General features: G+C 62.4%; 16 protein-coding genes. 13 read left to right on the top strand and 3 right to left on the bottom strand.

The window, feature by feature from the left end; translation table 11 throughout:
* Positions 1-40: 40 nt before the first annotated feature.
* Positions 41-2,578: a CaiB/BaiF CoA-transferase family protein gene (locus tag BJEO58_RS11225; RefSeq protein WP_101589575.1), complete on the bottom strand. Its 2,538-nt coding sequence runs from the start codon at positions 2,576-2,578 to the stop codon at positions 41-43.
* A gap of 215 nt (positions 2,579-2,793) precedes the next feature.
* On the opposite strand from BJEO58_RS11225, the gene BJEO58_RS11220 reads away from it, so the two are divergent.
* Together BJEO58_RS11220 and BJEO58_RS11215 are read left to right on the top strand one after the other, a co-directional pair.
* The gene (locus BJEO58_RS11220) at positions 2,794-4,053 is read left to right on the top strand and encodes a type 2 periplasmic-binding domain-containing protein (RefSeq protein ID WP_180951927.1); all 1,260 of its coding nucleotides are present in this window, start codon (positions 2,794-2,796) and stop codon (positions 4,051-4,053) included.
* A gap of 125 nt (positions 4,054-4,178) precedes the next feature.
* A complete protein-coding gene (locus BJEO58_RS11215; RefSeq protein WP_219617108.1) occupies positions 4,179-4,886 on the top strand; it encodes a FadR/GntR family transcriptional regulator in 708 nt (235 codons plus the stop codon).
* A 40-nt stretch (positions 4,887-4,926) separates the two neighbouring features.
* Here the strand turns inward: BJEO58_RS11215 and BJEO58_RS11210 are convergent, their stop codons facing one another.
* Entirely contained in the window at positions 4,927-6,195 is a 1,269-nt protein-coding gene (locus BJEO58_RS11210; protein ID WP_180951926.1) for an NAD(P)/FAD-dependent oxidoreductase, read from the bottom strand.
* A 431-nt stretch (positions 6,196-6,626) separates the two neighbouring features.
* On the opposite strand from BJEO58_RS11210, the gene BJEO58_RS11205 reads away from it, so the two are divergent.
* The gene (locus BJEO58_RS11205) at positions 6,627-7,334 is read left to right on the top strand and encodes a TetR/AcrR family transcriptional regulator (protein ID WP_101589571.1); all 708 of its coding nucleotides are present in this window, start codon (positions 6,627-6,629) and stop codon (positions 7,332-7,334) included.
* Between the two features lie 11 nt (positions 7,335-7,345).
* On the opposite strand, the gene BJEO58_RS11200 is transcribed toward BJEO58_RS11205, so the two are convergent.
* A complete protein-coding gene (locus BJEO58_RS11200) occupies positions 7,346-7,576 on the bottom strand; it encodes a hypothetical protein (RefSeq protein ID WP_101589570.1) in 231 nt (76 codons plus the stop codon).
* 592 nt (positions 7,577-8,168) lie between these two features.
* Here BJEO58_RS11200 and BJEO58_RS11195 point away from each other — a divergent pair.
* From BJEO58_RS11195 to BJEO58_RS11150, 10 genes are all read left to right on the top strand, one after another.
* Positions 8,169-11,423, top strand: a complete 3,255-nt coding sequence (locus BJEO58_RS11195) for an acetyl-CoA carboxylase family protein (protein ID WP_257904211.1) — start codon at positions 8,169-8,171, stop codon at positions 11,421-11,423.
* Positions 11,416-12,315, top strand: coding sequence for an acyl-CoA thioesterase (locus tag BJEO58_RS11190; RefSeq protein WP_180951924.1), 900 nt, complete (start codon positions 11,416-11,418; stop codon positions 12,313-12,315). Before BJEO58_RS11195 ends, BJEO58_RS11190 begins: the two co-directional genes overlap by 8 nt.
* Before the next feature lie 201 nt (positions 12,316-12,516).
* A complete protein-coding gene (dctP, locus tag BJEO58_RS11185) occupies positions 12,517-13,590 on the top strand; it encodes a TRAP transporter substrate-binding protein DctP (RefSeq protein ID WP_180951923.1) in 1,074 nt (357 codons plus the stop codon).
* A 34-nt stretch (positions 13,591-13,624) separates the two neighbouring features.
* Positions 13,625-14,149, top strand: coding sequence for a TRAP transporter small permease subunit (locus BJEO58_RS11180; protein ID WP_101589567.1), 525 nt, complete (start codon positions 13,625-13,627; stop codon positions 14,147-14,149).
* A 144-nt stretch (positions 14,150-14,293) separates the two neighbouring features.
* Positions 14,294-15,745: a TRAP transporter large permease gene (locus tag BJEO58_RS11175; protein WP_101589566.1), complete on the top strand. Its 1,452-nt coding sequence runs from the start codon at positions 14,294-14,296 to the stop codon at positions 15,743-15,745.
* A 55-nt stretch (positions 15,746-15,800) separates the two neighbouring features.
* Positions 15,801-17,465 (top strand): AMP-binding protein, encoded by a 1,665-nt coding sequence (locus BJEO58_RS11170; protein WP_101589565.1) that lies wholly within the window; start codon positions 15,801-15,803, stop codon positions 17,463-17,465.
* A 32-nt stretch (positions 17,466-17,497) separates the two neighbouring features.
* The gene (locus BJEO58_RS11165) at positions 17,498-19,072 is read left to right on the top strand and encodes an AMP-binding protein (protein ID WP_101589564.1); all 1,575 of its coding nucleotides are present in this window, start codon (positions 17,498-17,500) and stop codon (positions 19,070-19,072) included.
* A gap of 105 nt (positions 19,073-19,177) precedes the next feature.
* The gene (locus tag BJEO58_RS11160) at positions 19,178-20,581 is read left to right on the top strand and encodes an NAD-dependent succinate-semialdehyde dehydrogenase (RefSeq protein ID WP_101589563.1); all 1,404 of its coding nucleotides are present in this window, start codon (positions 19,178-19,180) and stop codon (positions 20,579-20,581) included.
* Entirely contained in the window at positions 20,578-21,513 is a 936-nt protein-coding gene (locus BJEO58_RS11155; protein WP_101589562.1) for an enoyl-CoA hydratase-related protein, read from the top strand. The genes BJEO58_RS11160 and BJEO58_RS11155 overlap by 4 nt, the downstream gene beginning before the upstream one ends.
* Positions 21,514-21,642: 129 nt before the next feature.
* Positions 21,643-22,743: a Zn-dependent alcohol dehydrogenase gene (locus BJEO58_RS11150; protein WP_101589561.1), complete on the top strand. Its 1,101-nt coding sequence runs from the start codon at positions 21,643-21,645 to the stop codon at positions 22,741-22,743.
* Positions 22,744-23,648 lie beyond the last annotated feature (905 nt).

Raw genomic sequence — 23,648 nt, 5'->3', positions numbered from 1 at the left:
GGGTTGCACACGCCTGCTGAGGCGCGGTGCTGAGCGATGCTCAGCGGACGGAAGGTGCTGTCGCGGTTCGGGTGGTGGTGAGCTGGTCCACCAGTGCATCGTCGTATCCGAGGATCTCTGAGAAGACGAAGGCGTTGTGTTCTCCGAGGAGTGGGGCAGGGGCCGTGACGCGACCAGGCGTCTCCGAAAGGGAGCAGCGCGGACCTTCTACATGCACGGTGCCGTGGATCGAGTGCGGCAGGGGGACGATATGACCGTGGTGGATCAGCTGCGGATCGTTGCAGAAGGCCGCGCTGTCGGCTGACTCATGGGCGGGTATCCCCGCGTCCTGGAGCAGTTGTGCGGCACGCGGGCCAGGCAGAGTCGCTGTCCACGCGGCCACTGCGGCGTCGATGTCGCTCTCCCGGGAACGACGCCCGGCGCTCGTGCGCAGATCGGGGTCGCTGCCGAGGTCCGGCCGGTCGATCAGGTCCGCGAGGGCGGCCCACTGCGCGTCGTCGGTGACGGCGATCGCGATATGCGGCGTCCGCTCGGCATCCGAATCCGCCGCAGTCGGGAAGACGCCGTGCGGTGCGAACTCGCGATCCGCATTGCCCATCCGAGACATGACGGTTCCGTCGCGGCGGAACTGCGCCATCTCCGATGACTGCATCCACACCCCGGCCTCGACCTGCGATAGGTCGATGAAGCAGCCAGCGCCGGTTGAACGGCGGTGAGAGATCGCCCCGATGAGCGCGGACAGACCGAACCTCGGGGCGACGAAGTCGGTGTAGGGACCGAACGGGCCCAGGGGTGGGCCGTCAGCGCGACCGACGACCGTCTGAAAGCCGGACAGCGCGGCCCCGATGTTGCCGAACCCTGCCATCTTCGCCAGGGGCCCTCGCTGACCATTGAGCGAAGCGCTGAGCATGATGAGACCGGGGTTCACCTCTCGGAGGCTGTCGTAGTCGAGGTTCCATTGTGCGAGCATCCCCGGTGAGAACGATTCCACGACGACATCCGCCCACCCCGCCAGGTCGCGAGCCGCCTGCTGGCCCGCCTCTCCAGTGAGATCGAGGGTGATTCCGAGCTTTCCGGCGTTCCAGGTTCCGAACAGTGCGGAGTTCTCCGGTCCGGCCACACCCCCGTAGAAGGGCTGCATGAGACGTGCGGTTTCGGGGCTGTGCGGATTCTCCACTCGGATGACTGTGGCTCCGAAGTCAGCCAAGGCACGAGTGATCGATGGGCCGGCCACGACCCAACTGAGGTCGAGGACCTTGAGGCCCGCGAGCGGGAGCCCGGCATCATGGTCGGGACTCAGCTCGCTGCCGTCGTCGGAGCTTTCAACGGCGGACGGAGGGTTCGCGGCGTGGTCAGCTCCCAGCCACGCGCGGACGACTTCGTCGGTGTGCTCGCCGAGCAGCGGAGCGGGACGGGAGATGTCGAAGGCGTCGGCATCGATCTGCGCGAACGGCCCGGGCAGCGTGAGTTCGCGGTCCCCGTCGCCCACGGTGGCCCAGAAATTCCGACTCTCCAGCTGTTCCGAGGCTGCGATGTCCGTGGCGTCGAGGATGGGTACGCACAGCAGTTTCCGCTCGACTGCTGCTGCCAGGACCTCGGCCTTCGTCTTCGAGGCGAAGAACGTGCGCACCCGCTGGCGCAGGTCGCTGGTGTCGGCGTCGGTGAACTCGCCCTGTGCGATGAGGTCGGGGACACCCCGGAAGTCGATCTCACCGAACTTCCCGAGGTCCACGCCTTCGTCGGCGAGCCACGCGACGAAGCGGTTGGTGAAGTTCCCGGTGGCTGGGCCGATACTCAGGTGATACTCGATGAGCCCATCTCTGCATTCCCACTTCTTCAGGGATGGCGTCGTGCCGCTGCCGCTCCCGGACTGATCCACGTGCTTCTCCTCCAAGCGCATGCCTTTGAACAGCTCATCCGGAGTGTCCCCGGTCTTGTCGGTGAGCACGCGGGCAAGGGTGGAGGCTCCCATGCTGACCTGGGCAGACACGTCCACCAGCTGTCCTCGGCCGGTTTCGGCGCGGGAGAGAAGCGCGAGCTGCGCACCCGCCGCTGCATCTGCGGCGGCGTGGAGGAACGCCTGAGGGACTGAGGGGCGCAGCGGCGAGCCGCCATCCGGCCGGTGCTCATCGAGGACTCCGCCGGCCGCCCATATCGTGATATCCGATGCCGGGAGGTCTGCCTTCGGGCCGGTGCGGCCGAAGGGTGTCACGGACACATAGACCAGGCGTGGATTCAGCTGCACGATGTCCGCATAGTCCAATCCGCGCGACGTGGACACGGCACGGAGGTCGGTCGTGATGAAGACATCAGCCTCCCTCACCAGGCCGTGGATCAGCTCCCTGCCGTCCGCAGTGGTCGGATCGGCGATCAGACTGCGGGAGTTCGCCGCGTAGGCCTGCCAGTAGTACGAAGCAGAGCCCTCGTCGTCGCCCAGCGGTGCGCAGTGCCGGGCACTGTTGCCGCCTGGAGGTTCCACCCGCACGACGTCTGCGCCTAGATCGGCGAGCATCCTGCCTGCGAGAAGGCCTCGTTCATCGCTGAGATCGAGGACCTTGGTCCCCGTGAGAAACGCCATGTTCCCTCTTTCGTCCTTGAAAAGGTCAGATGTATCGCTATGATTCAGGTACGCATCTGCAGGTTCCTCGGTCGAGTATGCGCCAGATGCGGAGAAAATGGAAGTAAACATCATATGTTTACGCGATGTGTCTAGCTGGGTCAACGGAGAACAGTGATGGCTGTCACATGGTGAGAACATCTTTCGTATCCGCAGAGTTCAAAGGAGATCGACGCGTGCACACAGGACGAATCGGAGTTGCAGCAGCCATGGCCGCGGCCCTGGCCGTGACGGCAGGCTGTGCCGGCGCTGCCGGTGGAGAGGTGACCGAAGCCGAAGGGGAGGGCGTGCCGTACGGCGCGTCCCAGGAGGAGTACGCCGAGGCCCTGGCCGACATGGAGCCGGTCGAGCTCGTGTACCAGGCGGGCAGTTCGGCGACGGGCCACACTGCTGAAAGGGAGGAGGCCTTTGCCGAGTCGATCGAAGAATGGTCGGACGGCAAGATCACCATTGAGACCCTCTGGGGCAATCCGATCGCGCCCTACGACGAAGTGGTGGAGGCGGTGTCCGATGGCCGTATCGACATCGGCCTGGAGATTCCGATCTACAACCCGTCCAAGTACCCGGCGATCACCGACCTCAGCACACTGTCCGCGGCTCCAGAAGTGGGCCCCCTGGTGCCGGAGATGGTCAACATCGCGGCCACTCAGGAAGTCGCGTGGAACAATGACGCGATTCTCGACAACCTGCGAGACCTGGGTGTGGAGGTCCTCGTCCCGGCAGAGTTCGAGTTCTCGAATGCCCTGATCTGCGGGGAACCGATCACGTCGCTGGACGATTTCGACGGCAAGCAGATCCGTGCGGGCTCGGCAGCGGACTTCGCGCTCATCGAATCGGTGGGTGCCTCCGCCGTGTCGCTGCAGCTGGGCGAGGTCTACGAAGCGCTCCAGCGCAATGTCATCGACTGCGCAGTGCTGTCGTTGAAGATCGCTGCGTCGCAGGGTCTCCTCGAAGTCGCGCCTGAGGTGATCTTCCCGAACGGCGTGTCGTGGGGACGCAGTTCGACTGCGCTGGTCGCCAGCCCGAAGTTCTCCGGCCTGCCGCTGGCGGCGCGCCAGCTGGTCTTCGACAAGCTCCAGGGCTCGTTGGGCGGTCAGATCAGCACCAGCGCCGCGTGGACCGTCGACTCGGTCGCCGATGTCGAGGAGTTCGGGGGCACATTCCACCGCCTGGACGATGACGCGGAGGACGCGCTGCAGGAGGGAGTGCGAACGCTGCGCGAAGCGGATTCGATGAATACGCTGGATGGGCAGGCTGTGGGTGCTGAGCTGGATGCCGCCATCGAGAAGTGGTCCGAGATTGCTGCGGAAGAGGGCTTCGAGAGCTATGAGGACTGGCATGCTCTGGCCGACGACGTGTCGGACGACCCTTTGGATGTCGACTCCTATGCGAAGAGAATGTTCGAGGAGATCTACCTTCCCCACCGTCCGAGCTGATTGACCGCTCTGGCGCGCCCCGTCCGTCCGCTCCAGGACGGGCGGGGCGCGCCGCGGTGAGAGCGATGGTGTGATGTGCAGCAGTGAATGGTCGATGTCGGACACGAGGGGTGCGAATGGTGGATATGGCAGGCAAGAGCGCGGCGGGACCGGCATATGCAGCTGTCGCCGACAGCATTCGGGGACGAATCCTCTCTGGAGAACTCAGGCCGGGCACGCGACTGCCCACCGAGTCACAGCTGATCGAGGCTGTCGGGAAGGGACGTGGGACGATTCGCGAGGCCATCCGGACGCTGGAGAGTGAGCACCTCGTCTACACGACGCGCGGTGTCTCCGGTGGCACTTTCGTCGCGACGCCCAGCGTGGGTGTGATCTCAGCCCAGATGGAGACGGGGATGACACTGCTCGCGGCTGCCGATCACGTGAGCGCGGACCAGCTCATGGAGGTCCGACGGCTCACCGAGGTTCCGGCCGCAGGGCGTGCGGCGTTCTCACGAACCGATGAGCAGCTGGCGGCCATGCGCGCGACGTTCCAGAGCGCGCCCAACGAGGGCAGCTATGACCGCAATCAGGACTTCCACTTCGTCGTCCTGCAGGCCGCGGGCAATCCGCTCCTCGAACTCGTGACGGCGCCCGTCTTCAGTGTGCTGCACAACCGCTTCCGCAGCGACAGAGTGCCAGAAGGTTATCGGGACCAGGTGGATGACGAGCACCGACGGGTCTACGAAGCAATCGCGGCGGGCGACTCGATGACGGCCATGCAGGAGATGCGGCGTCACCTCGATCAGTTCGATCGCACGTTCCGCCACATCGACGGCATGGGGGATGTGTGACGGATCCTGGGCTCGTCGACGTCCCAGCGTGAAGCCGCTGTCACGTCGTGTGCACGCCCCTGCTGCGCATGAGTCGTGTGACGTGCGTGCTGATGCTGTTCGCGGTGCCTGCGGCCAGTGTCATCCCCAGGGTTCCGTGGCCGGTCGCTGCGAAGAGTCCGGGCTTCTTCCCGACGGGTCCGACGACGGGCACGCTGTCCGGCGTGGTGGGGCGGGCGCCGCTCCACACCTCATGGTCGTCGAGGCTGACCTCGGCCAGACCCGGCAGATAGGGCGCCGCCGCATCGAGCACGTGCTGCATGCGCGCACGGTTCGTCGGTGCGTCCCTCCCCACCAGATCGAAGGTTCCGGATATGCGCACCTCGCCGCTGTCGAACGGCGCGCAGGCGACCTGGACCTCGGCGATCTTCACCGCCTGTCGCAGCGAAAGGTTCCCCGGCAGCGTCACGCTGCACCCGCGGCCGGACTGCAGCAGGATGCGGGCGCCGCCCTTCCGCAGCAGGCTCGGGGAGTGCTCGCCTGCGGCGACCACGACGGCGTCGACCAGCAGATCCGCGCCCGAGGCGGTCGCCACCGTCCAGCGCCCGCCCGGCTGTTCGTCGAGCCCGGTCACGGACGTGTGCTCGCGCAGCTCGCCGCCGGCTTCGCGGAACCCACGGGCCAGGGCGCTAGTCATCGAATCCGGTCGGACGGTCAGCTCATCGAGCAGGTGGACACCGCCGGCAAGATCGTCGCTCAGCGACGGTTCGCGCTGGGCGAGCTGCTCGGGATCCAGCCACTCGCCCCGGCCCTCATAGCCCAGCTCTTCCACCCGCGCCTGGGTGCCGCTGTAGCCGGCGAGCGCCTCCTCGGATGCAAACGGGATGAGCAGGCCGGTCCGGTGGACCTCGAAGTCGAGTTCCTCGGCCAGGCGGCCCGTGGCCTCGGCGGTGTCGTGCGCCATCACGGCCAGGGTCTGAAGCGAATCCTCGCTCCTCCCGGCGCTGCTGTGGCGCAGGAACGACAGTCCCCAGAGCGCGAGGCGCGGGCTGGGGAGCTGCCGGAGTGCCGCGTAGCCGCCGCGTCGGAGGAACGTCCGGAACGCGTCAGCGGCGACGCCGGGGGAGTTGAAGGGCTGGATGAGGGTGGGCACGATCCATCCCGCATTGCCCCACGAGGCGCCGCGGCCGATCTCGTTCCGTTCCAGCACGGTCACATCCAGACCGGCCCGTGCCAGGCGGTACGCGCTGGCGAGTCCGATGACGCCACCGCCGACCACGGCGACGTGGCGGCGGGCCTGCTGTGTCGTATTCGTGGAACGAGTGCTCATGGAGCCATTGTTCACGGAAACGGTGCGTACGAAAGGGGTTCCTTCCTGGATGTTCGGTAAGTCGCGGCACCGCCGCCTCGCCTGGTGGGTATACGGTTCTTCCCGCGGTGGGCGGTGACTATCGAGGATATGCCTGCAGAGTCGGATTGACATGTTCGTCAATCGAGGTGATTATTGGGTGTCGGGTGATTGCGCGACCGGTGGGAACGTGCCCCGGGTGTGAAGTGGGTGCTTGTGTGCCTGCCCGAAGCCGGTGCGAGGGTTCCGTAGGCCCGGAGAGTAGTGGTGAGAACGGAGATCGACGAGAGTGGCTGAGGGTAGACGGTGACGAAGTATCGAGCGGTCGAACGGCAAAGCGCAATCCGGGCGGGGGCGGCGCGAGTCGTGGCCATCGCTCGCGGCTTAGACGCGCGCGAGCTCGGAGGCATCGAATGAAATCGCGGCCGATGCGCGATGCGGGGTGGACGAATGCGCGCGACATCCGCAGAGACGTGGAGTCTGAAACAAAGAGCGCGCTGATCACTGCCGCGCGGAGGGTCTTCTCCGAAGAGGGTTTCGGAGGGACCACAATCGGCGAGATAACGACTCGGGCCGACGTGTCCCGCGCGACCTTCTATGTGTACTTTGCGACCAAGTCGGAGATGTTCCGCGTCGTGACATCCCAGTTGCGAGACGAAGTGCTCGAAGCGCACCACTTCACTGGCCAGATCGCGGATGAACCTCTCATGCTTGCCCGTGCGTCGACGGAGGCATTCGTCGATCTCTACTCGAGAAACGTCGCGATCTTGGACGAGATCGCGAAGCGAGCGCACGCTGATTCGACCGTTGCTGCGTTGCAGGCGGAGATGGTCGACAGGCCGGCCCGACGGATCCTGCGATTTATGGTGCGACTGCGTGAAGAGGGGTTGGCGAAGCCCTCGGTCTCGGAGGACTACTCCGCCAGGCTCATGCGTGCAGTGCTTCTCGATGCGGCGACGGCGGCTCGGGACAGTCCGGAGAGGTTCGATTACTTCGTCGACCAGGCGACTCGCGTCTTCTTCGCCCTCATTGGATTCACCGGTGACCTTGCGGGGATTGATGCGATGTCCGCAGTGCAAGTCGAGGGCGATTCGTGGGCCGAGGCCGATCCGCGCAATTAGGTGACTGACAATCACCCGTGTGCCGCGCCAGAGGCGATGGCGCACGCCACGTTTTGGTTGCTGCCGGATGACCCTTTGTCGCTGATCGAGGACATCCTGCCACGCGACACCGGCAGGTCGCGTCGACCGTCCTCGGGCATCCGCAGGATGATGGAGGCTGCGGCCACGTCAAGGGGTCGCGCGGGCTCGCCACTCGCTGCGACGGACATGCTCTGATCAACCACGACGCCGTCGTCGTCCACGCGATCATCGCCTGGATCTGCCAACTATTGGGTGCGCCCTGGACGGATTGGTTGCGCGTGGTGCCCGATCGGGGCGCCACGCCGGGGCAGCTGCGTGTCTGCCTTCTGGGTCACTCCGTGGGTCGTCCTGCGGCCGGGATTGTGCTGAGCCAGCCGGCTGCCGGCTGGCTCTCTATGCGTTCTGAGGGTGCCACGGCGGAATCGTCCTCTGTGCGTCGAGGGGATGCGGCGGCGCGGCGCTGGGGTTCCACGACGGTGAGGATCGGCCGGATTGAGTCACGTTGACGGAGTCGTCAAAAGCGATTGACGAATCTGTCAGAAGTGGTTGACGACTCCGTCAGCCAGAGCTACTGTGAACGCGAGACGCTGCAATGACGCAAGCGTGCATCTGGACTCCCGCCCGACGAGCGTGCGGTCACAGGTACAGGGTTCGCTGATTGCGGCGGGGGCGCGAGGTTGCCCCGGAGAGCCAGTAATCCGCAACTAAGGGCAGAAGGGCGGCGATCGCGCTGAAAGTGAACAGTTGTTCAAATGTGGAGTTCCGAGCAGATCTAACGGGTGGGGGACAGTCATGATGCACGGTGCCCAGCGCATGCTCATTGCGAACCGGGGCGAGATTGCAAAACGGATCGCTTCGACTGCCGCTTATATGGGGATCGAGACGGTTGCGATCTTCGCGGCAGACGATCGTGCGTCTGCCCACGTGACCGCTGCGGACCACTCAGTCGAACTACAGGGGAGCGGGCCCTCCGCCTACCTCGACGTCGAAGCCGTGCTCGCTATAGCCACCTCAATGCGGTGCACCCTAATCCATCCCGGATATGGGTTCCTTGCAGAGAATGCCGAATTCTCCGCAGCGTGCCACGATGCCGGGATCGAATTCGTGGGGCCGACGGCCGACGTTCTGCTGCAGCTTGGAAGCAAGACGTCGGCACGGCAGTTGGCGGAAGGGGTGGGCGTCCCGGTGGCGCGCGCCACCCGCGAAAAGACGAACTTGGACGAAGCCGCCGCATTCATGCGTTCGCTGCCCCGCGGCAGCGGCGTGATGGTGAAGGCCATGGCCGGCGGTGGCGGCAAGGGCATCAGGGTCGTCATGGACGAGGCTGAGCTGAGCGACGCGTACGATCGTTGTACGTCGGAAGCGTTACGGTCGTTCGGCAATGGCGATGTCTATGTTGAAGAGCTCATCGCAAACGCGCGGCACATCGAGGTGCAGATCCTCGGTGATGGCACCGGGGCCGTCGGCGTGCTGGGGGACCGCGACTGCAGTCTCCAGCGCAATCGTCAGAAGCTCGTCGAGATCGCGCCGGCGCCCGGTTTGTCGACCCAGACTCGAAGTGCCCTTCACGACTCCGCTCGTCGCGTGACGTCTGAAGTCGCGTACCGCGGTCTTGCAACGGTGGAGTTCCTCGTCACAGGGGAGGACATCGTCTTCCTCGAGGTGAATCCACGTATCCAGGTCGAGCACACGGTGACAGAGCAGGTCACGGGACTGGACCTGGTCCACCTGGGCGTTTCGGTGGCTTGCGGCGACACGCTGGCAGACTTGCACATTCCGGCCGAGATCACGCCTCGTGGGACCGCAGTCCAGATGCGGGTCAACAGCGAACTCTTGGCAGAAGACGGCGCAGTGACCCCCTCCGGTGGAATGCTGACCAGCTTCGAGCCACCGACTGGTCGAGGCATCCGCGTCGACACCCATGCGTACGAAGGCTATTCAGTCGGCAGTCGGTACGATTCCCTATTGGCCAAGCTGATCGTGTCAGTGCCGGATTCGGACTTCAGTGCTCTCCGAAACGCTGCATACCGCGCGGCGGCGGACTTCTACATCCGCGGCGTGCAGACAACCTTGCCGCTGACTCGCGCGCTTCTTGCCACACATGCAGTCTTTGACGGCACGCTGACGACCGCATATCTCGATGATGAACTCGCAGCGGCTCTCGCTGAGTCCTCGGAGCATGAAGATGCGGTATTGAACTCGTGTCGCCTCGCAGCTTCGTCCACGGTCGAAGAGCAGGCGCACATAGGATCGGTCGACATTCCCCCGGGTACGGATTCAGTCGAATCACCGCAGGTGGGCGTTGTCGTAAATGTGCTTGTGACGGCGGGTGACGAGGTCGCCGCTGGCGCGACGATCGCAGTAATCGAAGCAATGAAGATGGAGCAGACCGTGGTTGCTCCTGCTGCCGGTGTCGTGGCTGATATCTATGTAGAGGCCGGCGATGCTGTCGACGCCACGCAGGTGATCGCCGCAGTCCGGGCGGACGGCTCTGTCGGCGCGACGATCGAGGAAAGCAGTATCACCGATCCGGACTACATTCGACCCGACCTCCAGTCAGTGATCGACGTCCACAACATCGGGCTTGACGAGTATCGTCCCGATGCAGTGGCGAAGCGGCGACAGCGGAATCGCATGACTGCTCGAGAGGCCGTCGACCGGTTCGTCGACGATGGGTCCTTCGTCGAGTACGGAGCATTGGCCGTTGCTGCTCAGGCTCAGAGGAAGTCGCGTGAAGAGCTGGTGAACCGGTCACCTGCTGACGGACTGGTCACCGGAGTCGCCACCGTGCGTGACCGCGATGTCGCCCTGCTCTCCTACGACTTCACTGTGATGGCAGGCACGCAAGGCGTCCAGAGCCATCGCAAGACCGACCGGATGTATCACCTCGCGCGAAAGAACCGACTGCCGCTCGTGGTCTTTGCCGAAGGCGGCGGCGGTCGGCCCGGCGAGACAGACACTGTGCAGATCGCGCTGCTGGATTTGCCCACGTTCCACCTCGCTGCCGAGCTCAGCGGCAAGGTCCCGACGATCGCAGTGGTGTCCGGATACTGCTTCGCAGGCAATGCCGCGCTGGCTGCGGTCTGCGACTTCACGATCGCGACGAAGGACACCAGTCTGGGTATGGGAGGCCCCGCGATGATCGAGGGGGGAGGGCTGGGCACGTACCACCCGGACGAAGTGGGTCCTATGGATACGCAGGTCAAAAACGGTGTCGTGGATGTCCTCGTCGAGGACGATGCGGCGGCGATCGACGCGGCGCAGGAGCTCCTCGAGCTACTCACAGTGCCCAAGATCGATACCTTCGCGGCGGGGGACCAGCGAGCCCTGCGGCACATCATCCCCGAGGACCGGTTGCGTGCGTATGAGGTGCGAGAGGTCATCGACGGGCTCGCCGATGTCGGAACCGTGATGGAACTCCGACCCCAATACGGACGAGGAATCGTCACGAGCCTCGCTCGGATCGAGGGGCAGACCGTCGGCATAGTCGCAAACAATCCGCTGCACCTGGGCGGGGCGATCGATACTGAGGCTGCGATCAAGGCGACGCGCTTCTTGCGGATCTGCGGCAGCCACGATATCCCTATCGTGTCCCTCTGCGACACTCCCGGTTTCATGGTGGGGCCTGCATCGGAGGAATCCGGCGCTGTGCGTGCTTTCGGTGAGTATTTTGTTGCCGGCGCCGGCGTGAGCTCACCGATGATCACCATCATCCTGCGCAAGGGGTACGGGCTTGGAGCGGTATCCATGGCGGCCGGCAGCTTCCGGGCCACCACTATGACCGTGAGCTGGCCTACTGGAGAGTTCGGTGCTATGGGGCTCGAGGGAAGTGTACAGCTGGGCTTCCGACAGGAGCTCGAAGCGATCGCCGATCCTATTGCACAGAAGGCGAAGTACGACGAGCTCGTCGCGAAGGCCTACGAGGACGGAAAAGCAATCCGCATGGCCCAGGCGTATGAGATCGACGATGTCATCGACCCCGCTGAAACTCGTGCATTCATCATTCGCACGTTTCGACACTCCACGGCGTCCCCGGGTCACGCAGAGAAGGAGTCGCTGCATGTCTGAAGCGATGCTGGACGAGACGCCGCCGAACGCACCCATCCGGCGTGCAATGACACCGGTCAGCGGACGTGAGGGACTGGTCTTCCGAGGCACGCCGACCCCGTGGACCGGGGCATACGGGGGTGATCTCATGAGCCACTGCATCGGTGCCGCCCGACATGGGCGGAAGCTGGGCCGGCTCATTTCCGCAAACTTCGAGTTCCTCCGCGCCTCCGATCCCCTCGGTGAGGTCAGTGCGTCCACCGAGACCGTTCGTGAAGGTCGGTCGCTCAGACACATCCGTGTCACGCTGGACCAAGCGGGGTCGGAGAAGCTCACAGCGATACTCGTGTACGAAACTGACTCGGCCGCGACTGACGTACCGGTCGTGATGCCACCCAGTCACGAGGCGCCGCGAACAGAGCCGGGTGATATTCCTTCGATCGCGGATGCCGAACTCGAAAACCTGCCCGACAGTTACCGTACTTACTACGCAGCCACACGCGGTTTGGACGTTCGTTACATCACTAAGCCGCCGTTCGCGACCTGTGAAAGTGGAGACCTAACGGAGAGCCGTTTCGGCGGGTCAGAGAATTGGACTCGTGTCGTCGAACCGGCCGATCCCGGACGTGCATTCTCCGAAGCGGCGCTTTGCTACATAGCAGATGATTCCGCGCTGGAGCCAGTTCTGAATGGGCAGGGAGTGTCGTGGTTTCACGATGACGCGAAATTTGTCACGCTGTCGCATTCCATGCGGTTCGTCGAGCGGATTGAGTCGGGCGAGTGGTTGTCCTGCACGAATCGTCTTCATGTCGTTTCTGGTAGGTATGTGGAGACCAGGGGGACTATCACGACCTCCTCTGGTCGCCGAGTGGCTTCAACTCGACAGCTGGGGATTAAGGTGGGTCATGCTTGACTGAATAAAGCAGCGAACAGTAATCTGCGTCGATGCAGCGTTGCAATCGTCGCGCCCGCCCCTTATTTCAAGCGCGTAGCATGCGTCTTACGCAGAAGCTCTTTCTTGTCGAAAAGTGAGCGTCTGGTCCAGAAGTACAAACAATGAAGTTTCAATCTGGGAGATACTATGAATAATATACGTCGACACACTCGAGGAGCCGTGGGATTGCTGGCCGCCGTTGCTCTAGCTTTTGGAGCCAGCGGGTGTGGAACATCGGCTTCGGACGCCGAGTTCGAGCTGACGGTCACTAACTTCAACCATATCGACGCGTCTGAGTCCGCGGTTCTTCACTGGTTCCTGGACGAGGTCGAGGAGCGTAGCGAAGGGCGGGTCGAATTCGAACGCTACGACCAGGAGCAGCTGTGCAGCGGTGCGGAGACGACCGAATGCGTGCGGGATGGGCGAGCCGATATCGGAGCGACGATCCCTAGTTATAAGCCGGGTGAGTTCGAGATCTCGGAGATTATGAACATGCCGTTCCAGAGCCAGAACGCTGAGGCGGTCGGGCAGGCATATGCCAAGCTGCTCGAATCGAACGAGGAAGTGGCGTCAGAGGGTGAGTCCATGGGACTCAAGCAGCTGTGGGTGACATCGACCGATGTCTCGATCTTTGGTGCAACAGAACCGATCGAGGGAATCGATGGACTTGCCAATATGCGATCCCGCAGTGCGGGCGAAGGAATGACCTATGCTCTCGAGGCTATCGGTGCCAGCCCAGTGAACACCACCGCGAGCGAAATGTACGAGGCCATGCAGAACGGCGTCATTGATGTGTGGTTCAATTTGATCTCAGGTGGTTCTGACTATAATCTCTTCGAAGTCTCGGAGCACTGGCGCACCACTGGTTTTGGTACGTACATCAACGTGATTCAGGTCATTAACCAGGAGACGTGGGATTCGCTCCCGGACGATATCCAGCAGATATTCAACGAGACGGTCACCGATCTCAATGCGGGCGCCGGGTATGACGTCTTGGCTGAGACGATGCAGGAGCAGTGCGACAAGGTCATTGATGCGGGGACCCTCGAAAGCTGGGAGACCTGGGACGATTCCGCAACGGATGAGTGGGAGAACGCGCTCGGCGACACCGTGGTCGAGGAGTGGAAGAGCAATGTCGAGGGCAAAGTTGACGATCCGGATGCATTGCGCGAGGAATTCCTCACTTACCTCGAAGAAGCAGAAGCGAGTTCCGATTTTGTTTCTCCGGCAATCGGCTGTTCCGAAAGGGTCTGACCGATCTCATCCTTCGGGGTGAAGGGAGCTGGGAATGAACGTTCAGCACAAATCGGGTTTCGAACGCGTCCTCGACCGCCTCGTAGAAGGACTGGGCACTCTCGCTGCTGCCGGGACCGTCATCCTTGTGATTACGACGACGACGGACGTCGTCGCGCGCCAGTTCACTGATGCGAGTATCCCGGGGATGCTTGAGTTCAACCAGTCGATGCTGGTGTGGATTGTCTTCCTCGGCATGGCTTACACCCAGAAGGAGGGTGCGCAGGTGAGGATGACCCTCGTTACTGACAGGGTCCCGGACCGCGTCGCCCACGGTATGAGGATCGTGGCATACGCGTTGGCACTCCTCATTATCACGTGGATGGCGTATCAGTCTGGTCTCCGCGCATTCGACTCGTTCGACATGAACGAGACGCGGCAGGGCCTGCTCCGATGGCCTGTCGCACCGTGGCGCGCCGTTCTGTTCGTCGGCCTGATGGCGTTGGCCATCCAGCTTTTGCGCGACCTCGTGAGGTTAGTGCGCGGTGGACGGTTGCGCGAAGAGGCCACCGCGATTTGACCCCATCGCTGAACGCTCGAGCGTCGCGTGAGGCGCTCGAACGATCCGACCGGACGCGGTGGCGGAGGTTCAGACGTCCACCCGTCCGGTCGGCACCAGCACAGAGCTGACCAGACCTCAGCTGCGAAGAGAAAGCACACTTTTGTGGATCCCTTAATCGCCATACTTGTCGTCACAGCGACGTTGTTACTGTTGCTGACCATTGAAACTCCGGTCGCATACGCCCTCGCCGTCGCTGGCGCGTTCGGGCTGTTCCTCCTCCACGATTGGCAGTATGTGGGAACAGTTTTAGGCAGCGCTCCGTTCGACGAGACCTTCGTGTTCACGCTCACCGTGATTCCAACGTTCATCATGATCGGGGTCTTCGCTGTTCATGGGGGGATCGCAAGCCAGGTGTATAAGATCTCCAACCATCTATTCCGCAAGGTTCCGGGCGGTCTTGGAGCAGCGACTGTTATGGCGTGTGCTGGCTTTGCCGCGGTTACCGGGTCCTCCGTCGCCACGTCAGCAACCATGGCAAGGCTGTCGATCGGCGAGATGACCCGTTACGGCTACCCCAAGTCCTTTTCCAGCGGTCTCGTCGCGATTTCCGGAACCCTCGGAGTCATGATTCCCCCCAGCGTGATTCTCGTTTTCTACTCAGTGATGACGGGAGAGTCGACCGCAGCGATGCTTGCGGCAGGTGTCATTCCGGGGCTGCTCAGTGCGATCGCGTACATGACCTACGTGTTCTTCGTAGCCAAGCGGTTGAATCTGGGAGCTAGCAACACAGGTCCGCCAGATGCGGTTGCTGCAACTGCAGCAGGGGTACGGGGTGCATCTGTCCGACTATCCGAATCGGGAGGCTCTGAAGCAGACCTTGTGGAGTCACTCGTCGCCATCGATGAGAAGGAGATCCGCGAGGCACAGGCGCCAACGGAGCGACTGAGGGATCTGCCGTGGCGCGGTCTCATCAAGATCCTGATCATTGCCGCGATCGTGTTCGGCGGAATCTACTCCGGTATCTTCACCGCGACGGAGTCCGGTGCGATTGGGGCCATCGCCGCATTCCTCATGATGCTTTTGGAGGCTCGATCACAGGGTTTCGGAGAGATCTGGAAGAACGTTCGGTCCGGCCTTCTGGAGACGGCTTCGACAACCAGCATGATATTCTCCATTATCGTCGGTTCCTCCGTCTTGTCTGCTTTCCTCATCACGTCTCGTGCGCCGAACATGTTGGCCGACTACGTTTCCGAATTGGATATTCCACCGTATGTCATCCTGCTAATTTTCCTCGCGATTCTGGTCCCCATGGGAATGGGGCTCGAATCCATTTCAATCCTCGTGATCGCGATGCCACTGATGTACCCCGTAGTCATGGACCTGGGCTACGACGGGGTGTGGTTTGGCATTCTGGTTGTCAAGCTCATCGAGGTGGGTCTGGTGTCACCTCCCGTCGGCCTCTCCTGCTACGTGGTCAGTGGTACGGCCGGCGTCAGGGTCGAGACCGTGTTCAAAGGGGTGTTGCCGTTTCTGCTCGTCGACGTCGTCATCATCGCCATCCTGTTCGCCTTCCCCGAGATCACGCTCTGGTTGCCCAATCTGATCCAGCACTGAACGTTCTGCTTCGTCTGTTCCTGCAAATCTTCGAATCCGAAAGAGGCAGTCGACCATGAGTCACTCAACCAACAACTTCCTCAAAGTCGTCGAACAGGACGGTGCGACTGTTCTCGAGGCGCTGGCAGCAGTCGAAGCGGACTGTCCCGAAGCCGTCGCAGTTGACTATCGGTACACGGAACGCTCCCTCACTTACAGCGATCTTGCACGAATCCGTCGGTCGATTGCGGTAAATCTCCGGGATGACGGGCTTCCAATAGGTGCCCGGGTAGCCGTCTACACCACTCAATCGTTCGTGTCGGTGAAGGCCATGGCCGGGATCTGGACGGCCGGAATGGTATACAGCCCCATCAACCCGGCGTACCGGACGGATCTGCTCGCCTACCAGCTCAACGATCTGCAGGCAGAAGCAATCATCGTGGACAAGTCTCTGCTGTCCGAACTGGAAGCTGTCCGCGGACAGCTCTTGGCTGTCCCACGCGTCTACCTCATCGACGGTGACGGAAGCGACGGTAGTGATTCCACGTTCACCACCAGCGATTACGACGTGTTGGAATCGCCGGTGGCTAGGGACCCTCAGGTAGAAGTGGGCTTTGATACGCCAGCAAACATCATCTACACGTCCGGCACGACGGGACCCGCCAAGGGGGTGCTGCAGTCGCATCGCTGGATGAATCAGTACAGCTGGCTGCGCAGATCGCTTCACACATCGGAGGATGTCGTCTACTGCGACCTGCCGATGTACCACGTGGGGGGTGCGATGTTCAATGTCGTCGCGGCGTGGTGGGTCGGTGCGACTGTGAGTCTGTGGGACAAGTTCAGCACGACGGAGTTCTGGAAGCGCGTCGCTCATTCCGGTGCGACATCGGCGACGCTCGTCGACGTCATGGTGCCGTGGGTGTCGGGGGGCGAGCCATCCCCTGCTGATCGTAATAACACGCTGCGGCTCGTCCACATGCAGCCGCTGCCCCTCTTCCACCAAGAGTTCTGCGCACGATTCGGCATCAATATCGCGACGGCAGGGTTCGGACAAACCGAGTCCGGCATGAGCCTCAATGTCGTGGTGTGCGAATCCGAGGACTGGGTGGAAGGCGTTCCGACAGCGACGCTTGAGACGTTGAAGGAAGTAGGAGTTCCAGTGCTGCCTGCCGCTGCGGTGACAGGTCGCGGCTTCATGGGCGCCGCGGCTCCGTTCGTCGAGGTCGAGGTGCACAATGAGCGCGATGAGGTGTGCGCGCCGGATGAGGTGGGCGAGCTCGTCATTCGTTCCAAGGCGCCAGCGATTCTGCTCGATGAGTACATCAATAAGCCGGACGCGTCGGCTTCTGCACTTCGGAACCAGTGGTTCCACTCCGGAGACGCCGCGAGTCGTGGTGCTGATGGATACTTTCGCTTCGTCGACAGAATGAGCGGTCGCTTGCGAGTCAAAGGCGAGAACATCTCGAGCTATCACGTCGAAGAGATGCTGACTAAACACGAGCAAGTCCAAGTTGCCGCTGTCATCGCTGTACCGAGCGTCGAGGGTGAAGAAGATGATATTGCTGCGTATATCCAGGGCGGCGATGTTGATGTCGACGCAATCCGGAAATACTGCGAAGAGACGATGCCAAAATTCATGCGCCCCCGGTATATCACTGTGATCGATGAGATTCCTCGAACCCCGACGAACAAGATCGAGAAGTACAAGTTGCGTGCTCAGTTCGAGTATTCCGTTAATTGAGAGATGTTTGATGAGAGAGCGAGTTCGTGAGAATGCATGACCACGCACAGTTGAACCTTGCCGATATTCTGGTTCGCTCCTGCCGGCGTACCCCGGACAAGGATGCGCTCGTATTCGGCGATCGGACGTGGACCTACGCGCAGCTTACGGAGGCGGTCGAGTCCCTGGCGATGGAGTTCGCCGCACGTGGTCTGGCACATGGCGGCCGGGTGGTGGTCCGGGGAGCCAACTCGGACCTGTATATCATCGCGATGTTCGCCTGCTTCCGGCTCGGCGCGGTGCACGTCCCAATGAATGTCGGCTTCAAAGCGGGTGAAGCGGTCGACCTCATCCGCCGCACGGCACCGTCACTCATCCTCACTGATGACGCTGAGTTCCTCGTGGACCTAGAAAGAGCGTATGACGAGGCAAGCGGCGGCTGGTTGAATGGCACGGAGGTCCTGGCGCTGGATCAGCGCCTAATCTATCGCGGTCGGGGCCTCGAGACAGCGCGAGACCTGACTGCGCGTACGTCGACGAGGTCGAACGCTACGTTTACTCCCGCGCGAGTTGAGCGTGACGACATTGCGCAGATCATCTTCACGTCCGGTACGACGTCGAAGCCCAAGGGCGCGATGATGTCGCACAGCGCGCTGTCGTTCCACTGTGCGTCGGCGACTATCGCTCTCGACCATCACGCCGATGATCGGGTTCTCTCCGCACTGCCGCTGTACCATGCGGGCCAGATGCATAGCTTCACGCTGCCTGCGCTCATGGCGGGAGCGACAGTCGTCATCAGTGAGAAGCCGGAACCGGGGCGGGTGTTCTCACTCATCGAGAAGCACTCGATCAACAATTTCTTTGCGCCGCCGACGGTGTGGATCGCCCTCCTCAATGACTCCCGTCAACCGGAGTTCGATCTGAGCAGCATGTGCAAGTTGCAGTATGGTGCGTCGATTATGCCGGCACCCGTCCTTGCTCGGTTGCGCGCGACCTTCGAAGGCGTGCAGTTCTACAACGTCTTCGGTCAGACAGAGGCCGGTCCGACAACGACGGTGCTGGGGCCGAAAGGCCACGACATCTCACCGACTTCCGCCGGAAAGGCCGTCACGTTCGTCGATGTCCGCATCGTCGATGAGGACTTCAACGACGTTGAGGTAGGTGACGTGGGCGAGATCGTCTACAGATCTCCGCAGCTGTTCTCCGGATACCTGGATGATCCGGAGGCGACATTGGACGCGTTTGTCGGAGAATGGTTCCGATCCGGTGACCTGGGCCGGCAGGACGAGCACCGTTTCATCCATGTCGTCGACCGGGTCAAGGACGTCATCAACACAGGCGGGGTGCTGGTGTCGTCGAGAGAGGTGGAAGAGCACATCTACGACCTGCCAGGAGTTGCCGAGGTGGCCGCTGTGGCCATTGCCGATTCCAAGTGGGTCGAGGCAGTCGCCGTGGCCGTTGTGCGCCATCCGGACGCCGACTTCACAGCCGGTGACGTGATCGCGCACTGCAAGGGTGGGCTAGCTGGTTTCAAAGCACCAAAGCACGTGCGCTTCATCGACGAAATGCCCAAGAGCGCGGCCGGGAAGATTCTCAAGCGGTCGTTGCGTGACGTGATGGGCGACTAAGCGCAGACAGCGAGTCGCTACAACAGATCATCCACGAAAGAATAGAGGAAAGACGATGAAGTCGATTTTCACGAAGATTGTGTGCAACCGTGCGGGGGTGGCGGCATGACTGCGGGTCTGATACAGACACAGCCCACCAGCGCTTCCATCAACCCGGCTACAGGTGAAGTGCTCGCAGAGTTTGCCAAGGCGGACGACGCGCAGGTCGCCCAGGCCGTAGACGCAGCGGATTCGGCCTTCACGGGGTGGTCGAAGACTCCGATCGCAGAACGCGCCAAAGTCATTGCGCGCGTCGCGGAGATCTACAAGGAGCGGCTCCCCGAACTCGTCGAGACGATCTCTCAAGAAATGGGAAAGCGCGCCCGAGAAGCGAAGGGCGAGGTGATCATCTCCTCACTGATCATGAAATACTATGCCGAGCACGCGGAGCGGATGCTTGCTGATGAGCCCGTCGAGACGTTCGGCACCCTGCCAGCAGTGGTGCAGCGGCGTCCGCTGGGCGCGCTGTTGGGTGTCATGCCGTGGAATTTCCCCTTGTATCAGGTCGTTCGCTTCGCGGCGCCGAACCTCATGGCGGGCAACACGATCGTGCTCAAACATGCGGACAGCTGCCCGCGTACGGCGACCGTGATCGAGGAGATCTTCGCTGAGGCGGGTCTTCCAACGGGTGCCTATGTGAAGGTCTTCGCTTCGCACCAGCAGGTCGACGACATCATCGCCGACCCTCGGATCCACGGGGTGTCCCTCACTGGCAGTGAGGGCGCAGGGGCGAGCGTCGCGCAATCTGCGGGTAAGCACCTGAAGAAGGTCGTGCTCGAGCTGGGCGGATCAGACCCTTACCTTGTTCTTGATTCAGAGGACGTGGCTGAGTCCGTCGACACGGCGTATGAGATCCGGATGATGAATATGGGCCAGGCGTGCAACGGTCCGAAGCGGATGATCGTCATGTCTGACATCTACGACGCGTTCGTGGAGAAGTTGCGTGAGCGTGTGCTGGAATATAGCGCTGGTGATCCGCTAGATAAGGAGACGACCCTGGCTCCGCTGTCCTCACAGCAGGCGGCCAACACGTTCGTCGATCAGATTGAGCGAGCGGAGGCCGACGGTGCGACGGTGCTCGCCGGTGGTGGGCACATCGAGGGACCAGGCGCCTACGTCGAGCCGACGCTGCTCGTCGATGTGAAGCCTGGCACTGTCGCCTATAGCGAGGAGATCTTCGGTCCTGCGTTCGTCGTCTTCAGAGTGGAGTCCGACGACGCGGCGGTGGCACTGGCCAACGACACAGATTTCGGACTCGGTGCGACGGTGTTCTCGACCGACGTTGAGCGTGCCCGTCGAGTGGGGGACGAAATCAACGCTGGAATGGTGTTCGTCAATAATGTCGAGGAATCGCGGGAGTTCCTTCCGTTCGGGGGCATCAAGCGTTCCGGTTTCGGGCGTGAGCTGGGGCCGTGGGGGATCGAGGAGTTCCTCAACAAGCGCCTTGTACGTGTCAAGGACGACGCATGAGTGTGGAATATGCGGACCGAGCGAAGAGCTCGTCGGCCACTGGGGACTACGAGACCCTCGCGTTCGAGGTGACAGACCATATCGCGCTCATCACCATCGACAGTCCGACGAACAAGAACGGATTCAACGGCACTATGCGCAACGAGCTCATTGCCGCAGCGCAGCGCGCCGATTCAGATGATGATGTTCGAGTCGTTGTGCTCACCGGAAAGGGCAGGTTCTTCTGCCCCGGCGCTGACCTGACTTCTGGCGGAACGACATTCGACTACGAATCGGAGAACAACGTCGAGAGTGATCAGGCGGAGCCCGTCCAGCTGGTCGACGGCTTCCGACGGGACGGCGGTGGGCAGGTCTCGCTGGCATTCGCCGCTCTGCGTAAGCCGATCATCACCGCGTACAACGGCGCTGCTGTGGGGGTGGGGGCCACATTCACCCTTCCCACGGACATCCGGATCGCCTCCTCGGAGGCCAAATTCGGTTTCGTCTTCGTCCGGCGTGGGCTCGTGCCAGAAGCAGCCTCGAGCTGGTTCCTGCCCCGCATCGTCGGAGTGAGCCGGGCGCTCGATTGGTCGTACACGGGTCGCGTCTTCGGCGTCGACGAAGCTCTCGCAGCAGGACTGATCTCCCGAATCGTGGAGCCTGAGAACCTCCTCGACACAGCGCTCGAGATGGCCCGTGACATCGTCGCAAATGCCTCGGCCGTTTCTTTGGGAGCGACCCGGCAACTGTTGTGGGGAATGCTCACGGCGGATTCTCCGTGGGAGGCGCACCGAGTAGATTCGCGCACGGTCTACGAACTGGGCCAGCAGTCGGACGTGGCCGAAGGCGTGGAATCCTTCCTCGAGAAGCGCGCCGCATCGTTCAGTCTGACGGTGCCGCAGGACTACCCGGACTTCATCCCGTCCTTTCCTGACAAGGACCGAATCGATTGAGGCGGGACGAGGCCGCCCGTGGAGCCGGAACACTCCGGCTCCACGGGCGATCACATGCCTTGCGCACCATTCATCCGTGTATACGACCGGCCTGCAGCATCGGCGGGCAGCCGCAGAAAGAGGAACTTCATGAAAGCCGCATATCTGTCCGAAATCGCCAGCCCGTTCATCGTCGGCGATGCCGTCATCGATGCGCCGATCGGCCGCGAAGTGCTCGTGGATGTCAAAGCGGTCGGCCTGTGCCACAGCGATGTCCACCTCGGTGAGAACGACTTCGGCTTCTCTGCTCCGATCATGCTGGGGCATGAAGTCGCGGGAGTGGTAGCTGAGATCGGCCCCGATGTTGCGGGCCTGCAGGTCGGTGACCACGTCGTCGCCTGCCTCATCACGTCGTGTGGGCACTGCAATGCCTGCGCTCGGGGCTATCTCAATGCGTGCCGGAACGGCCGCGAGCTATACCGCGCCCGTACGGAGAACCCACGTGTGAGCATCAACGGCGAAGCAGTGTCGACGCCAGCTGGCATGGCCGGGTTCGCAGAGCAGGCTCTCATCCATGAGAACCAGCTCGTCGCCATCGACAAGTCGGTACCGTTCGATCGGGCCGCGCTGCTGGGCTGCGGCGTGCTCACCGGCGCTGGTGCCATCAGCAACTCCGCAAGGGTCCGTTCAGGTGAGACTGTCGCGGTCATCGGCTGCGGAGGCGTCGGCCTCAACGCCATCCAGATGGCCCGCATCACCAGTGCTGAGCGGATCATCGCCGTCGACCTGCAGCCGGGCAAACTGGAGTTGGCACGCGACTTCGGCGCGACCGATGTCATTCACGCGGGTGAGGTGGACCCGGTCGCGGCAGTCAAGGAGATCACGGGCGGCCTCGGCGTGGATCACGCCTTGGAGGTCATTGGTCTTGTGCCGACAGTTGAGCAGGCACTAGGAATGCTGACGACGCACGGCACTGCCTACTTGGTGGGCATTCAGCGTCCCGGTGCGACGCTCGACCTGAACATCGACGGCGTCGGCGGGCCGTTCCTGCAGCGCGAGCACGGAGTGCGAGGCGTCTGGATGGGGTCGTCGAACTTCCGCGTCGACGTCCCGAAGTTGGCCGAACTGTACCTGCAGGGACGGCTGAAGCTCGACGAGCTGGTCTCCCGGACGATCTCTCTCGCTGATATCAACACTGGTTTCGATGAGCTCAAGACCGGCACGGTAGCCCGCAACGTCATCGCGTTCTGATCATGAGAACCGCGTGACCGGTCATACAGCCCGCGACCACCTTGCTTCCGGCAGCGTGATCGGGAGAGTGAGTGGGGTTTTCGCGGCGCTGTTGGCCGGGCTACTGGCGGGAGCATGTATTGTCCACCACTCAGACCAGCCTTTGAGGAAGAAGAACTTGCTGAGACAAGGACGCTTCCGGCTTCTGCAGTCCGCCGCAATCGTGCTTGGTTCGGAGTTCAGAACTTGAGTGTGAATGAAGAATCACCGAGGTGAGCGCTTCAGGCACCAATGATGCTGGACAAGGATTCGTCCTTGAAGACATCGACATGTCCGAACCGATCGGCACTGAGATGCTCATACAGGGGCCTCTATCGTCCGGATCTCTCGATAGCGAAGGATGGGCTGGGCGGCCTGTACCCCTTGCCTGCGGCTACGGGTATGAGCCGCAGATCGAGTGTTACGGCTCGCCCGGACTGGGACCCTCCGCGCACGTCCATCAGGGATCGGTGTGAGGACCCGATCCGCATCGTCGAGTCCGGCGACCGACGGTTGACGAGGAGTCGGCTAACCAGCCTCGATGTGTTGGAAGAGGTCCTTCGGCAGCTCCGCGCCGCCCTCGGGCGCCCCCCGTCGCGCGACCCGTCGATGCCGATGACTGGTCAGTTCCGAAGCACGACGATGGTGGCCGGGGAACGTGGTACGTCGCCTGACGCGAATCGGAAGACGTAGTGGCGACCACCGGAGGACAGCGCCCGCAGTGCACTCTCCACAGTCAGTCCGCCACAGGGGCGAAAATGGCTCTTCTCGAACGAGGGTGTAGTCCGTTGAGCGCGTCGCTGTCCGTGTAGGAGTCGAGGTCTCCCTGAAGATGGAAGTTCCTACACTGCCCATCCGGAAGACCTCGACATGTCCCACCCTACTTT

Origin of the sequence: Brevibacterium jeotgali, from assembly GCF_900169175.1 — a bacterium.
Lineage (GTDB): Bacteria > Actinomycetota > Actinomycetes > Actinomycetales > Brevibacteriaceae > Brevibacterium > Brevibacterium jeotgali.
This window is presented reverse-complemented; position numbering and strand designations above follow the sequence as displayed.

Excerpts from the sequence above, each read along its gene's own strand:
- BJEO58_RS11205 (WP_101589571.1), top strand. The coding sequence starts at position 6,627 with ATGAAATCGCGGCCGATGCGCGATGCGGGGTGGACGAATGCGCGCGAC.
- BJEO58_RS11170 (WP_101589565.1), top strand. The coding sequence starts at position 15,801 with ATGAGTCACTCAACCAACAACTTCCTCAAAGTCGTCGAACAGGACGGT.
- BJEO58_RS11190 (WP_180951924.1), top strand. The coding sequence starts at position 11,416 with ATGTCTGAAGCGATGCTGGACGAGACGCCGCCGAACGCACCCATCCGG.
- BJEO58_RS11180 (WP_101589567.1), top strand. The coding sequence starts at position 13,625 with ATGAACGTTCAGCACAAATCGGGTTTCGAACGCGTCCTCGACCGCCTC.
- BJEO58_RS11225 (WP_101589575.1), bottom strand. The coding sequence starts at position 2,578 with ATGGCGTTTCTCACGGGGACCAAGGTCCTCGATCTCAGCGATGAACGA.
- BJEO58_RS11155 (WP_101589562.1), top strand. The coding sequence starts at position 20,578 with ATGAGTGTGGAATATGCGGACCGAGCGAAGAGCTCGTCGGCCACTGGG.
- BJEO58_RS11195 (WP_257904211.1), top strand. The coding sequence starts at position 8,169 with ATGCTCATTGCGAACCGGGGCGAGATTGCAAAACGGATCGCTTCGACT.
- BJEO58_RS11165 (WP_101589564.1), top strand. The coding sequence starts at position 17,498 with ATGCATGACCACGCACAGTTGAACCTTGCCGATATTCTGGTTCGCTCC.
- BJEO58_RS11210 (WP_180951926.1), bottom strand. The coding sequence starts at position 6,195 with ATGAGCACTCGTTCCACGAATACGACACAGCAGGCCCGCCGCCACGTC.
- BJEO58_RS11215 (WP_219617108.1), top strand. The coding sequence starts at position 4,179 with ATGGCAGGCAAGAGCGCGGCGGGACCGGCATATGCAGCTGTCGCCGAC.
- BJEO58_RS11150 (WP_101589561.1), top strand. The coding sequence starts at position 21,643 with ATGAAAGCCGCATATCTGTCCGAAATCGCCAGCCCGTTCATCGTCGGC.
- BJEO58_RS11160 (WP_101589563.1), top strand. The coding sequence starts at position 19,178 with ATGACTGCGGGTCTGATACAGACACAGCCCACCAGCGCTTCCATCAAC.